Origin of the sequence: Pseudomonas lurida (genome assembly GCF_002563895.1) — a bacterium.
GTDB lineage: Bacteria > Pseudomonadota > Gammaproteobacteria > Pseudomonadales > Pseudomonadaceae > Aquipseudomonas > Aquipseudomonas lurida.
Window position 1 is genome coordinate 1 of record NZ_PDJB01000001.1, and the last position, 13,159, is coordinate 13,159.

11 protein-coding genes and 3 pseudogenes are annotated in these 13,159 nt (G+C 62.6%); 7 read left to right on the forward strand and 7 right to left on the reverse strand.

The annotated features are described in order from the left end of the window. A partial coding sequence (locus ATH90_RS00005; protein ID WP_141537441.1) for a DNA-3-methyladenine glycosylase I occupies window positions 1-148 on the forward strand: 148 nt, incomplete at its 5' end. Between the two features lie 40 nt (window positions 149-188). Continuing rightward, a pseudogene (locus ATH90_RS00010) lies at window positions 189-1,073 on the forward strand (lysophospholipid acyltransferase). A gap of 12 nt (window positions 1,074-1,085) precedes the next feature. Here the strand turns inward: ATH90_RS00010 and ATH90_RS00015 are convergent. The 5 genes and pseudogenes from ATH90_RS00015 to def all read right to left on the reverse strand — a co-directional run bounded on the left by ATH90_RS00015 (window position 1,086) and on the right by def (window position 5,721). Next, window positions 1,086-1,430 (reverse strand): tetratricopeptide repeat protein, encoded by a 345-nt coding sequence (locus tag ATH90_RS00015; protein WP_098465465.1) that lies wholly within the window; start codon window positions 1,428-1,430, stop codon window positions 1,086-1,088. Window positions 1,431-1,484: 54 nt separating this feature from the next. Beyond that, window positions 1,485-2,860, reverse strand: a pseudogene (trkA, locus tag ATH90_RS00020) (Trk system potassium transporter TrkA). A 22-nt stretch (window positions 2,861-2,882) separates the two neighbouring features. Next, window positions 2,883-4,195, reverse strand: a pseudogene (rsmB, locus tag ATH90_RS00025) (16S rRNA (cytosine(967)-C(5))-methyltransferase RsmB). After that, window positions 4,192-5,145, reverse strand: a complete 954-nt coding sequence (gene fmt / locus ATH90_RS00030; protein WP_098465466.1) for a methionyl-tRNA formyltransferase — start codon at window positions 5,143-5,145, stop codon at window positions 4,192-4,194. Before fmt ends, rsmB begins: the two are co-directional and overlap by 4 nt. 69 nt (window positions 5,146-5,214) lie before the next feature. Then, on the reverse strand, window positions 5,215-5,721 hold the full coding sequence (gene def, locus ATH90_RS00035) for a peptide deformylase (protein WP_034110518.1): 507 nt from the start codon (window positions 5,719-5,721) through the stop codon (window positions 5,215-5,217). Between the two features lie 135 nt (window positions 5,722-5,856). Between def and ATH90_RS00040 the strand changes: the two genes are divergently transcribed. The 3 genes from ATH90_RS00040 (at window position 5,857) to tsaC (ending at window position 8,403) form a co-directional block, all read left to right on the forward strand. Beyond that, the gene (locus ATH90_RS00040; RefSeq protein ID WP_098465467.1) at window positions 5,857-6,633 is read left to right on the forward strand and encodes a peptidoglycan-binding protein; all 777 of its coding nucleotides are present in this window, start codon (window positions 5,857-5,859) and stop codon (window positions 6,631-6,633) included. 63 nt (window positions 6,634-6,696) lie between these two features. Then, on the forward strand, window positions 6,697-7,791 hold the full coding sequence (gene dprA / locus ATH90_RS00045) for a DNA-processing protein DprA (RefSeq protein WP_034110521.1): 1,095 nt from the start codon (window positions 6,697-6,699) through the stop codon (window positions 7,789-7,791). Between the two features lie 54 nt (window positions 7,792-7,845). Continuing rightward, on the forward strand, window positions 7,846-8,403 hold the full coding sequence (tsaC, locus tag ATH90_RS00050) for an L-threonylcarbamoyladenylate synthase type 1 TsaC (protein ID WP_034110523.1): 558 nt from the start codon (window positions 7,846-7,848) through the stop codon (window positions 8,401-8,403). A 131-nt stretch (window positions 8,404-8,534) separates the two neighbouring features. Here tsaC and ATH90_RS00055 read toward each other — a convergent pair whose 3' ends face one another. Continuing rightward, window positions 8,535-9,512 carry a quinone oxidoreductase family protein gene (locus ATH90_RS00055; RefSeq protein ID WP_069078632.1) on the reverse strand — a complete coding sequence of 326 codons (978 nt, stop codon included), beginning with the start codon at window positions 9,510-9,512 and terminating at the stop codon, window positions 8,535-8,537. Between the two features lie 159 nt (window positions 9,513-9,671). Between ATH90_RS00055 and hemF the strand changes: the two genes are divergently transcribed. Together hemF and aroE are read left to right on the forward strand one after the other, a co-directional pair. Further along, complete coding sequence (hemF, locus tag ATH90_RS00060; RefSeq protein ID WP_034110527.1) at window positions 9,672-10,604, forward strand: oxygen-dependent coproporphyrinogen oxidase; 933 nt, start codon at window positions 9,672-9,674, stop codon at window positions 10,602-10,604. Then, the gene (gene aroE / locus ATH90_RS00065) at window positions 10,604-11,422 is read left to right on the forward strand and encodes a shikimate dehydrogenase (RefSeq protein WP_098465468.1); all 819 of its coding nucleotides are present in this window, start codon (window positions 10,604-10,606) and stop codon (window positions 11,420-11,422) included. The genes hemF and aroE overlap by 1 nt, the downstream gene beginning before the upstream one ends. A 64-nt stretch (window positions 11,423-11,486) precedes the next feature. Here aroE and ATH90_RS00070 read toward each other — a convergent pair whose 3' ends face one another. Continuing rightward, window positions 11,487-13,055 (reverse strand): SulP family inorganic anion transporter, encoded by a 1,569-nt coding sequence (locus tag ATH90_RS00070; RefSeq protein ID WP_069078633.1) that lies wholly within the window; start codon window positions 13,053-13,055, stop codon window positions 11,487-11,489. Window positions 13,056-13,159 lie beyond the last annotated feature (104 nt).

The following is a 13,159-nucleotide window of genomic DNA, read 5'->3' on the forward strand; positions in this document are numbered from 1 at the left end:
GGCCGAAGCGATGAGCAAGGCGCTGAAAAAAGCCGGCTTTACCTTCGTCGGGCCGACCATTTGCTACGCCTTCATGCAGGCCTCGGGCATGGTCATGGACCACACTCAGGACTGCGACCGTTACGCGGACTTGGTCAACGCCGGTTAGAATGCCGGCTTTGCGCACCACACACGATCAGGAGTGACCTGTGGAAAAGTTTAAAGGCGCCTTGCTGGTAGGTGCTCTCCGGCTGTTTGCCCTGCTGCCTTGGCGCGCTGTCCAGGCGGTAGGCACGGCCATCGGCTGGATCATGTGGAAAACCCCCAACCGTTCCCGCGACACCGTGCGGATCAACCTCTCCAAGTGCTTCCCGGAATGGACCCCATGAGCGCGAAGCGCTGGTCGGCCGCAGCCTGATGGACATCGGCAAGTCCCTGACCGAAAGCGCCTGCGCCTGGATCGGCCGGCCCAGCGCTCCATCGACCTGGTGCGTGAAGTCGAAGGCCTGGAAGTGCTGCACGAAGCCCTCGCCTCAGGCAAAGGCGTGGTTGGCATCACCAGCCACCTGGGCAACTGGGAAGTGCTGAACCACTTCTATTGCAGCCAGTGCAAACCGATCATTTTCTACCGTCCGCCCAAGCTCAAGGCGGTGGATGAGTTGCTGCGAAAACAGCGCGTGCAGTTGGGCAACCGCGTAGCGGCGTCTACCAAGGAAGGCATCCTCAGTGTGATCAAGGAAGTGCGCAAAGGCGGCCAAGTGGGTATTCCCGCCGACCCGGAACCGGCTGAATCCGCCGGGATCTTCGTGCCGTTCTTCGCCACCCAGGCGCTCACCAGCAAGTTTGTGCCGAACATGCTCGCCGGCCACAAAGCCGTGGGTGTGTTCCTGCATGCCCTGCGGCTGCCGGATGGCTCGGGTTATAAAGTGATCCTGGAAGCGGCACCGGAAGACATGTACAGCACTGACACCGCTACGTCCTGCGCGGCGATGAGCAAGGTGGTGGAGCGGTATGTCGGTGCGTACCCGAGCCAGTACATGTGGAGCATGAAGCGCTTCAAGAAGCGCCCGCCGGGCGAGGCGCGGTGGTACTGAGCCACCCCTGACTCAAGACCCATGCAGATCTAATGTGGGAGCTGGCTCAAGGTTGGCGATCGAGTTCTTCAGGAACACCGCCATCTCTTTCTCGGCCTGCTTGTCGCCATGGGCTTGTGCCGCTTCGATGCCCTTCTCCCAGGCTTGTCGGGCTGCCGCGCTATCGCCTTGAGCGTGGTGCGCCTTACCCAACAGCTTCCACGCCGCCGAATACTTCGGATCGAACTCGACGCATTTCTGCAGATGCTCCGCTGCCTTGCTGTTGTCCTTCGCGTCCAGGTAACCCTTGCCCAAACCAAAACGCAGCAGCGCGTTATCCACACCCTTGGCGAGCATTTTCTCCAGTGACTCAAGCATACAGAACCCCCTTGTAGGCGCCGGGGGGACGCCTATTCCTTGCCGGCGACGGCGTCAGAAAAAACTCAGCCCCACGTGGAACAATTTCTCCACGTCGCGAATATGTTTCTTGTCCACCAGGAACAGGATCACATGGTCACCCGTGGCGATCACCGTATCGTCGTGGGCAATGATCACCTCTTCGTCACGAATGATCGCGCCATGGTGGTGCCTGGCGGCAAGCCGATATCGCGGATGGCCTTGCCGATCACCTTGCTCGACTTCGAGTCGCCGTGGGCAATCGCTTCGATGGCTTCCGCCGCGCCGCGCCGCAGGGAATGCACGCTGACGATATCGCCGCGGCGCACGTGGGCGAGCAAGGTGCCGATGGTGGCCAACTGCGGGCTGATGGCGATGTCGATATCGCCGCCCTGGATCAAGTCCACATAGGCCGGGTTATTGATGATGGTCATCACTTTCTTCGCGCCCAAGCGCTTGGCCAGCAACGACGACATGATGTTGGCTTCGTCATCGTTGGTCAGCGCGAGGAAGATATCGGCGTCGGCGATGTTTTCTTCCATCAGCAGGTCGCGGTCCGAGGCACTGCCTTGCAGTACGACAGTGCTGTCCAAGGTGTCAGACAAATGCCGGCAACGAGCCGGGCTCATCTCGATGATCTTTACCTGGTAGCGGCTTTCGATGGCTTCGGCCAAACGCTCGCCGATCTGCCCGCCACCCCGCGATGACGAATGCGTTTGTAGGTCTCGTCGAGGCGGCGCATTTCACTCATGACGGCGCGAATATTCGCCTTGGCCGCGATGAAAAACACTTCGTCGTCAGCCTCGATCACTGTATCGCCCTGGGGCAGGATCGGGCGGTCACGGCGGAAAATTGCGGCTACGCGGGTTTCCACATTGGGCATGTGCTCACGCAACTGGCGCAGTTGCTGGCCCACCAGCGGGCCACCGTAATAAGCCTTCACCGCGACCAATTGCGCCTTGCCACCGGCAAAGTCGATCACCTGCAAGGCGCCTGGGATTTCGATCAGGCGCTTGATGTAATGGGTGACCACTTGTTCAGGGCTGATCAGTACGTCCACCGGAATCGCGTCGTTGTCGAACAGGCCGGCGCGGGTCAGGTAGGCCGCTTCGCGCACACGAGCGATCTTGGTCGGGGTATGGAACAGGGTGTGGGCGACCTGGCAGGCGACCATGTTGGTTTCATCGCTGTTGGTCACGGCGACGAGCATATCGGCATCGTCGGCACCGGCCTGGCGCAGCACCGTCGGAAACGACGCTCGACCCTGTACCGTACGGATATCCAGGCGGTCGCCGAGGTTGCGCAGGCGCTCGGCATCGGTGTCGACCACGGTGATGTCGTTGGCTTCGCTGGCCAAATGTTCGGCCAGCGAAACCGCCGACCTGCCCTGCCCCAAGGATGATGATTTTCATCCGGTCACTCCCTTAAAACCATTCAGCCGCGCGCGGCGGCGATCTTGATCAGTTTGGCGTAGTAGAAGCCATCATGTCCGCCTTCTTGCACGAGCAATTGGCGGCCATGGGGCTGCTTGATGCCAGCCGTGGGTGGCGAGGTCCAGCTCCCGGGCGCCCGCTGGTGCGGGCGAGGAAGGCTTCGATGACCTCGGTGTTCTCGGTGGCAAGGTGGAGCAGGTGGCGTAAAGCAGGATGCCGCCGACTTCCAGGGTCGGCCACAGCGCGTCGAGCAGTTCGCCTTGCAGCACGGCCAGGGCGGCAATGTCGTCGGGTTGGCGGGTGAGTTTGATATCCGGGTGCCGGCGGATCACGCCAGTGGCTGAGCACGGTGCGTCCAGCAGGATGCGCTGGAACGGCTTGCCGTCCCACCATGCGGCAGTGTCGCGCCCATCGGCGGCGATCAGCTCGGCGCTCAAGCCCAGGCGCGCGAGGTTTTCCCGTACGCGCACCAAGCGCTTGGCTTCAAGATCCACAGCCACTACACCGGCCAGGTCTTTTTCGACCTCCAGGATGTGGCACGTCTTACCGCCGGGCGCACAGCAGGCGTCGAGTACGCGCTGGCCGGGAGCCAAGTCGAGCAAGTCGGCGGCCAACTGCGCAGCCTCGTCCTGCACACTGATCCAGCCTTCGGTAAAGGCCCGGCAGGCTGCGCACATCGGCGGCGGCCTCGAGCACGATGCCGTCAGTGCTGTACACGCACGGCGTAGCGTTGATGCCGGCGTCGGTGAGCAATTGCAGGTAGGCATCACGGCCGTGGTGACGCCGGTTGACCCGCAGGATCATCGGCGGATGTGCGTTGTTGGCCGCGCAGATCGCTTCCCATTGCTCGGGCCAGAAGGCTTTCAGGGACTTTTGCAGCCAGCGCGGGTGAGCGGTACGCACTACCGGATCGTGTTCCAGCTCGGCCAGCAGCGCATCGCTCTCGCGCTGGGCACGGCGCAGCACGGCATTGAGCAAGGCCTTGGCCCAGGGCTTTTTCAGTTTGTCGGCACAACCGACGGTTTCACCGATGGCAGCGTGGGCCGGCACGCGGGTGTAGAGCAACTGATAGAGGCCCACCAGCAACAGTGCCTCGACGTCCGCGTCCGCGCCCTTGAACGGCTTTTGCAGCAGCTTGGCCGCTAGCGCAGACAAACGTGGTTGCCAACGGGCGGTGCCAAAGGCCAGGTCCTGGGTGAAACCGCGGTCGCGATCCTCGACTTTATCCAGCTGTGTCGGCAGTGAGCTGTTAAGCGAGGCCTTGCCGTTGAGGACAGCGGCGAGAGCCTTGGCGGCGGCCAGACGTGGGTTCATTGAGCGGCCACCCCAAGGATCGTGCCCAGGGCAAATTTCTCACGACGGCTGTTGAACAAATCGCTGAAGTTCAGAGCCTTGCCGCCGGGCAATTGCAGACGAGTCAGGCACAGTGCCTGTTCACCGCAAGCCACCACCAGGCCATCTTTGCTGGCGCCGATGATTTCCCCTGGGGCGCCTTTGCCATCGGCCAACGTCGCGGCGAGTACCTTCAAGGCTTCGCCGTCGAGGCTGCTGTGGCAGATCGGCCACGGGTTGAACGCACGCACCAGGCGTTCCAACTCCACGGCGGGACGGCTCCAGTCGATGCGCGCTTCGTCTTTGTTCAGCTTATGGGCGTAGGTAGCCAGGCTGTCGTCCTGGACTTCACCTTGCAGGGTGCCGGCCGCAAGGCCGGTGATGGCCTGGATCACCGCGGGCGGGCCCAGTTCAGCCAGACGGTCGTGCAGGCTGCCGCCGGTGTCTTCGGCGGTGATAGGCGTGGTGACCTTGAGCAGCATCGGGCCGGTGTCCAGGCCCGCCTCCATGCGCATCACGGTCACGCCGCTCTCGCCGTCGCCCGCTTCCACGGCGCGCTGGATCGGCGCAGCACCGCGCCAGCGTGGCAACAGCGAAGCATGACTGTTGATGCAGCCCAGCCGCGGAATATCCAGCACCGCCTGGGGCAGGATCAGGCCGTAGGCCACCACCACCAGCAAGTCCGGTTGCAGCGCGGCCAATTCAGCCTGGGCTTCTGCGTTACGCAGGGTCGGCGGCTGCAGTACGGGAATAGTGTGCTCCAGCGCCAACTGTTTGACCGGGCTCGGCATCAGTTTTTGCCCGCGACCGGCCGGGCGATCCGGCTGGGTGTACACCGCGACGATGTCATGAGGGCTGGCAAGCAGCGCCTTGAGGTGTTCGGCGGCAAATTCGGGGGTACCGGCAAAAACAATGCGCAGTGGCTCGGTCATGGGAGGTCTCGGTTAAAAGCAGTCACAAAAGAAAAAGGCTTGCCGCAGCAAGCCTTTGGAAGAAGGGCATCAAGCTTGCTGGCGATGCTTTTTTTCCAGCTTCTTCTTAATCCGGTCGCGCTTGAGCGTGGACAGGTAATCGACAAACAGCTTGCCATTGAGGTGGTCGCATTCGTGCTGGATGCACACTGCCAACAGGCCTTCGGCAATCAGCTCGAACGGCTTGCCGTCGCGGTCCAGGGCCTTGATCTTCACGCGCAGCGGGCGCTCGACGTTCTCGTAGAACTCCGGCACCGACAGGCAACCTTCCTGGTATTCGCCCATCTCGTCGGTCAGCGGTTCGAACTCGGGGTTGATGTACACCATCGGTTCGCTGCGGTCTTCCGACAGGTCCATGACCACGATGCGCTGATGCACGTTGACCTGGGTCGCGGCGAGGCCGATGCCCGGGGCTTCATACATTGTTTCAAACATGTCATCGACCAACTGACGAACCTTGTCGTCCACTACGGCCACCGGTTTGGCGATCGTGCGCAGGCGCGAGTCGGGGAATTCGAGGATGTTCAAAATAGCCATAAGCGTAATTGCTGCACATGTGAGGTAGAGGCAAATCGGCGTTGGGATGGACCCAGACAGCCGGTGTGAAGCGCCCCGAAGCCGCGAAGGCTCTGGCATTTCACGCGAACGCACATAATAAAGGAGATTGACCCCATGAGGAAATCGCTACTCGTCTTGCTGCTGTGGGCCCCGTTCGCGATGGCCCTGCTGCCGCAGCCCGTCCAGCGACTGGATCAGCCGACGCAACACGCTATCCAGCGGTTTTTACTGCATAACCGCCTGCTTGATTCGCCCCAGGATCTGGACAACGCCCCGTACATTGTCGCCGCCGATGCAGGACGCGTGCTGGGTGCCAATGGCGAGCGGGTGCATGCCCGAGGCAACTTGGACCCTTCCCAGCCCGATTACGCAATCTTCCGACGGGGTAAGGTCTACACCGACCCCCACACCCAGGAACTGCTGGGCATCAATGCCGACGACATTGGCACTGCGCGATTTGTCGTGGCCGGTGACCTGACGACCCTGGCCGTACAGCGGATCACCCAGGAGGTACGTCCCGGCGACCGCCTGCTGCGCGTGCAGTCTCCCGTCGACCCGACGACCTTTGGAGACACGCCGGCAGCGGCTTTTGTCGAAGGGCAAATCATCGATATCCCCAAAGGCGTCACTCAGATCGGCGTACTCGATGCAGTCACCCTGAACAAAGGCCGTCGCGACGGCCTGGTCGAAGGCCAACGCCTCAGTGTGATCAAGACTGGCGCTACCGTGCGCGACATCTTCACCGCAGCCCCGGTGAAGCTTCCCGATGAACACGCCGGCGTCCTACTGGTGTTTCGCACCTACGAAAAGCTCAGTTACGCCCTTGTGCTCAGTGCCTCACGACCGTTGGCGGTGATGGACCGATTCGAGACTGCCCACCAAACACAATAAATAGCCTGCTAAATAAGTTACCAACAGAGTTATCCACAGCTTGTTCCGGTCAAGGATGATCAAATGAATCCGATAAACTGTCATGAAATATCCCCGTCAGAACTGGAAGCCCGACTACGCTTGCACAGGCTGCCGGAACTGGGTCCCAAGCGCTTTCGCTTGCTGATCGAAGCGTTCGGCTCTGCATCCAAGGCTCTCAGTGCACCCGCCAGTGCCTGGCGTTCACTGGGTGTGCCGGCCATCAGTGCCGACGCCCGTCGCAGCCATGAAGTCCGCGAGGGTGCCCGTTCGGCATTGGCCTGGCTGGCGTGCCCGGGCCAGCATTTGCTGATGTGGGACCAGCCGGAGTACCCCGCGCTGCTCGCCCAGATTGATGACGCGCCACCGCTGTTATTCGTCGCCGGTGACCCCCTGATCCTGGAAAAACCGCAACTGGCGATGGTGGGGAGCCGCCGCGCAACCCGTCCTGGCATGGACACGGCGGCCGCGTTTTCCCGCAGCCTGGCGAGTGCCGGTTTTGTCATCACCAGCGGCCTGGCCTTAGGCATCGACGGCGCAGCTCATCAAGCCGCATTGGACGTGGGCGGCCAGACAATCGGGGTACTCGGCACCGGGCTGGAAAATTTTTATCCACAGCGTCACACACGCCTGGCGGCGGCGATGATTGACCAAGGCAGTGCCGTGGTTTCCGAGTTTCCCCTGGACGCACCGCCCCAGGCCGGCAACTTCCCCAGGCGTAACCGCATCATCAGCGGGTTGTCCCTGGGCGTACTGGTGGTGGAAGCCAGCATGGCCAGTGGTTCGCTGATCACCGCGAAACTGGCGGCCGAGCAAGGCCGCGAGGTGTATGCCATTCCGGGGTCCATTCATCATCCCGGCGCCAAGGGCTGTCACCAGTTGATCCGTGACGGTGCGGTACTGGTGGAAACCATCGAGCACATTCTTGAAGGTTTGCGTGGCTGGCAGGCGCTGTCCCGACCGACGCCGATGCCTGTCGTGCATCCGCTGGTGGCGCTGCTGCACGCGGCGCCCCACACCAGTGAAGGCCTGGCGATTGCCAGCGGGCGGCCGCTGTCCCAGGTGTTGGCGACCCTGACCGAGCTTGAACTCGAAGGCCAGGTCATCTGCGAAAGCGGGCGCTGGCTTGCGCGCTGCTAGGTTTTGTAACGAAGATCGGTAAACTGCGCAGAGCTTTAGTCTGGAGAGTGAACCATGGTCAACCGGTGGCGTGTGCTGGAAACCGCACGAGAAATTCGCGCAGGCGCGGTGATTGCCTACCCAACCGAGGCAGTTTGGGGCTTGGGCTGCGACCCGTGGAACGAAGAAGCAGTGGACCGTTTGCTCGCCATCAAGAACCGTTCGGTGGACAAGGGCCTGATCCTGGTGGCGGACAACATCCGTCAGTTCGACTTCCTGTTCGAAGATTTCCCGCAGGATTGGATCGACCGCATGGCCAGCACCTGGCCGGGCCCGAACACCTGGCTGGTGCCTCATCAGGACATGCTGCCGGAATGGGTAACGGGTGTTCACGACACCGTGGCGCTGCGGGTAACCGATCATCCACTGGTGCGCGACTTGTGCTCGCTGGTGGGGCCGTTGATTTCCACGTCGGCCAACCCCCAGGGACGTCCGGCGGCGCGCTCGCGGATTCGCGTGGAGCAATACTTCCGTGGCCAGGTAGACCTGGTATTGGGTGGCGCCCTGGGTGGGCGCAAGAACCCGAGCCTGATTCGCGATCTGGTGACGGGCGAGGTGGTGCGGCCTTCCTGAGGCCGAGGCGCGGCCATCGCGGGCAAGCCCGGCGCCCATACTTGATCCGTGTTCGTCATGACAACGCGGTCAAATGTGGGCGCCGGGCCTGCCCGCGATGAGGCGTTTACAGGCTCCAGATATCGATTGTCCTACGGCAACAGAATGGTCGACCCTGTCGTGCGCCGCCCGGACAACTCGGTCTGTGCCTTCGCCGCATCCGCCAGTGAATAGCGCTGGTTGATATCAATGCGCACCTTACCGCTCTTGATCATCGAGAACAGGTCATCCGCCATTGCCTGCAGGTTCTGCGGGTTATTGGCGTAGGTCGCCAACGTCGGCCGGGTGACGTACAGCGAGCCTTTGGCCGCCAGAATCCCCAGGTTCACCCCGTCCACCGCACCCGACGCATTACCGAAACTCACCACCAGCCCCCGCGGCGCGACGCTGTCCAGTGACGTCAGCCAGGTGTCCTTGCCAACGCCGTCGTACACCACCGGGACTTTTTTGCCGTCGGTCAATTCCAGCACGCGCTGTGCGACATCTTCCTTGCTGTAGTCGATGGTTTCCCAGGCTCCTAAGGATTTGGCCAACGCGGCTTTTTCCGGCGAGCTGACGGTACCGATCAGCTTGACGCCCAGCGCCTTGGCCCATTGACAGGCCAGGGAGCCTACGCCGCCTGCGGCGGCATGGAACAGGATGGTTTCGCCGCCTTTCAGTTCGTAGGTCTGGCGCAACAGGTACTGCACGGTCAGGCCCTTGAGCATGGCGCCGGCGGCTTGTTCGTAGCTGATCTCATCCGGCAGGTGCACCAGGTTGGCGGCGGGCAACACGTGCAGCTGGCTATAGGCACCCAGCGGGCCGCTGCCATAGGCCACGCGGTCGCCGACCTTGAATTGGGTGACTTCGCTGCCGACGGCGTCGACCACACCGGCGCCTTCTGCGCCCAACCCCGATGGCAACGCGGGCGGCGCGTACAGGCCACTGCGGAAATAGGTGTCGATGAAGTTCAGGCCGATCGCCTCGTTACGCACACGCACCTGCTGCGGGCCCGGCTCCGCCGGCGTGTAGTCCACATACTCAAGCACTTCGGGGCCGCCATGGGCGCTGAACTGGATACGTTTTGCCATCTGCCTTCTCCTTGGGTCGAATTCGCGTAGCCCACTATCCCACTCCTAAGCTTGATCTTCGTCAACTGCGGCGCAATGGGGTGCAGTGGTATCCTGTGCGCCCATTTGCCGCCGACGCCCAATGGCCTCGCGTAGCTTTGCCCGATTCAAGGTGATGCCATGACTACCCGCACCGAGGCTGTAAAGGCCTACCTGCTAGACCTGCAAGACCGCATTTGCAGCGCCCTGGAAACCTTCGAGACGGACACTCGCTTTATCGAAGACGCCTGGACCCGGCCTGCCGGCGGCGGTGGTCGCACCCGTGTAATCGAGAACGGTTCGGTGATCGAAAAAGGCGGCGTTAACTTTTCCCACGTGTTTGGTAGCGGCCTGCCACCGTCCGCCAGCGCGCATCGACCTGAACTGGCCGGTCGAGGCTTTGAAGCCCTGGGCGTGTCGCTGGTGATCCATCCGCATAACCCACATGTGCCGACTTCCCACGCCAACGTGCGGTTTTTCATCGCCGAGAAAGAGGGTGAAGAACCGGTATGGTGGTTCGGTGGTGGCTTCGACCTCACGCCTTACTACGGCAACGAAGAAGACTGCGTCCACTGGCACCGCGTGGCCGAGCAGGCCTGTGCGCCGTTCGGTCCGGATGTGTATTCGCGCTACAAGGCGTGGTGTGACACCTACTTCCATATCAAGCACCGCAACGAACCGCGCGGTATCGGCGGCCTGTTCTTCGATGACTTGAACGAGTGGGGCTTCGACACCTGCTTCGCCTTCATCCGGGCCATCGGCGACGCTTACATCGACGCCTACTTGCCGATCGTGCAGCGCCGCAAGGCTCTCGCCTACACCGAGCAACAGCGCGAATTCCAGGAATTCCGTCGCGGTCGCTACGTTGAATTCAACCTGGTCTATGACCGTGGCACCCTGTTCGGCTTGCAGTCGGGTGGGCGCACCGAGTCGATCCTGATGTCGCTGCCGCCGCAAGTGCGCTGGAACTACGACTGGAAGGCCCAGCCCGGCAGCGAAGAGGCGCGTCTTACCGACTACTTCCTGCAAGACCGCGACTGGCTCGGCATCGCCGCGCCCAAGGCGGCTGTCTGATGGATCGTTACGTCGTCTTCGGCAACCCCATCGGCCACAGCAAGTCGCCGCTGATCCACCGGATGTTCGCCGAGCAAACGGGCGAGCAACTGGACTACAGCACCTTGCTGGCACCGCTGGAGGATTTCACCGGCTGTGCCCGTGAGTTTTTTCAACACGGCCGTGGCGCGAACGTCACGGTGCCGTTCAAGGAAGACGCCTACCGCCTGGCCAACACCCTGACCGAACGCGCCCAACGTGCGGGCGCGGTGAACACCCTGAGCAGGCTGGCCGACGGTAGGCTGCTGGGTGATAACACCGACGGCGCCGGCCTGGTGCGTGATCTCACGGTCAATGCCGGGCTGAAACTGCAGGGCCAGCGCATCCTGCTACTGGGTGCCGGCGGTGCGGTACGTGGCGCGCTGGAGCCGCTGCTGGCCGAGCAACCGGCCTCGCTGATCATCGCCAACCGCACCGTAGAAAAAGCCGAGTTGCTCGCCGAGTTGTTCGACGACCTGGGCCCGGTGTCTGCCAGCGGTTTCGACTGGCTGCGTGAGCCGGTGGACGTGATCATCAACGCCACGTCCGCAAGCTTGTCAGGCGATGTACCGCCGATTGCCGGCAGCCTGATCGATCCGGGCAAGACCTTTTGCTACGACATGATGTACGCCAAGGAGCCGACCGCGTTCTGCCGCTGGGCGACCGAACAGGGCGCGTCCGTGGCCATGGATGGCTTGGGCATGTTGGTGGAACAGGCGGCGGAAGCGTTCTTCCTGTGGCGCGGCGTGCGCCCGGATTCGGCGCCGGTGCTGGCCGAGTTGCGCCGGCAGTTGGCCTGACGCTATCTGACGTGGGCACGGCACTGTGGGAGCACGCAAGCCAGCGCCCACAGTTCAATGGTGTTTAGTCTTCGAACTGGATGGGGCACTTGTCGGCCCCTTCCAGTTTCCTCAACTCCTCCACCACCTGCGGCCTGGCCCTGCGCAACGTCAGGCTGCGTCCCAAGCCCTTCAGGCGCCGCGCTTCCTGATGCAGCATCTCCACCCCGGAATAGTCGATAAAGTTAATCTGCTGCGCCTCGATCACCACCCGTTCGCCCTGCAAACGTTGCAGGCGTACTTGCAGGTAATGGCTGGCGCCGAAAAAGATCGAGCCACCCACCCGCAGCACATCTTCGTCTCCCTCACGCCACTGCTGCACCCGGGGTTGCGAGGTGCGCTTGAGGTAGAAAAACAGTGACGCCAGCACCCCGGCATAAATTGCCGTCTGCAGCTCCAGCAGCAAGGTGGCCACGCACGTCAGGCCCATCACCACAAACTCGGCGCGGCTGACACGGAACAACGCACGAATGCCGCGATGGTCCACCAGGCCCCAGCAAATCAGCAGGATGCTCGCGGCCATGCTCGGGATCGGGATGTGTGCGATCAGCGCCGCCCCAAACACCGCGAACACCGCCACCCACAGCGCGGAAAACACGCCGGCCAATGGCGAGCAGGCGCCGGCCTCATAGCTGAGGCCGGAGCGAGTAAAGGACCCGGCTGACAAGTAGCCGGAGAAAAATCCGCCAACGATATTGGATAAACCCTGCGCGCGTACTTCTTGGTTGGCATCGAGCAATTGCTGTGAACGGGCCGACAGCGAGCGGGCGATCGACAGGCTGGTGACCAGCCCGAGCATGCCCACTGCCACGGCGCTGGGCAGCAGGCGAAGAATCATGTCCAGGTCCATCGGCAAGGGGCTGAACGGCGGCAGTTTGCCAACAAATGAACTGACCCGCGCCACATGCCCGAACATTGCCGGCCACACCCATGCGACCACGCTGCCCAGTGCCAGTGCAATCAACAGCGTTGGCCAGCGGGGTACCAGGTACTTGAGTAGCGCGCCCACCAGCAACGTGCCCAGCCCAAGGGCGAGGGACGCATGGTCCCATTCGCCGCTGTGGTGGATCAGTGCCAGCAGGCTATTGATCGCCGTAGCCTGGCTGGGTAAATCCAAACCCAGCAGGTTGGGCAACTGCCCCAGGGCAATCACCACGGCGGCACCCAGGGTGAAACCGAGCACCACCGAGTGAGAGACAAAATTCACCAGCGCGCCAAAGCGCAGCATGCCCAGCAGCCACTGGAAAACGCCGGCGAGGAAGGTGAGCAGCAGGATCAGGGTGATGTAGTCCTGGGACCCCGGCACGGCCAGGGGGCTGACACTGGCGTAAAGCACGATGGAAATGGCCGCCGTGGGGCCGCAGATCAGGTGCCAGGATGATCCCCAGAGGCAAGCGATCAGGACCGGGATAATCGCGGCATACAAGCCGTATTCGGGAGGCAGGCCGGCAATCAGTGCGTAGGCGATCGACTGCGGCAGGGCGAGCACGGCGCCGCTCAGGCCGACCAGTGCGTCACGGCCGACGCTGGCACGGGTCTGGCGCGGCAGCCAGGCGAGGAACGGAAAGAGTGATTGGCGGTTGGGCCGGGGCATCGCAGACTCGGGTCGGAAAAGGTGTGAGGCAGAGTATCAGTACACGCAAGCCCCTGTGGGCGCTGGCTTGCCTGCGATACTGGCACCTCGGTGTTACCGGAACA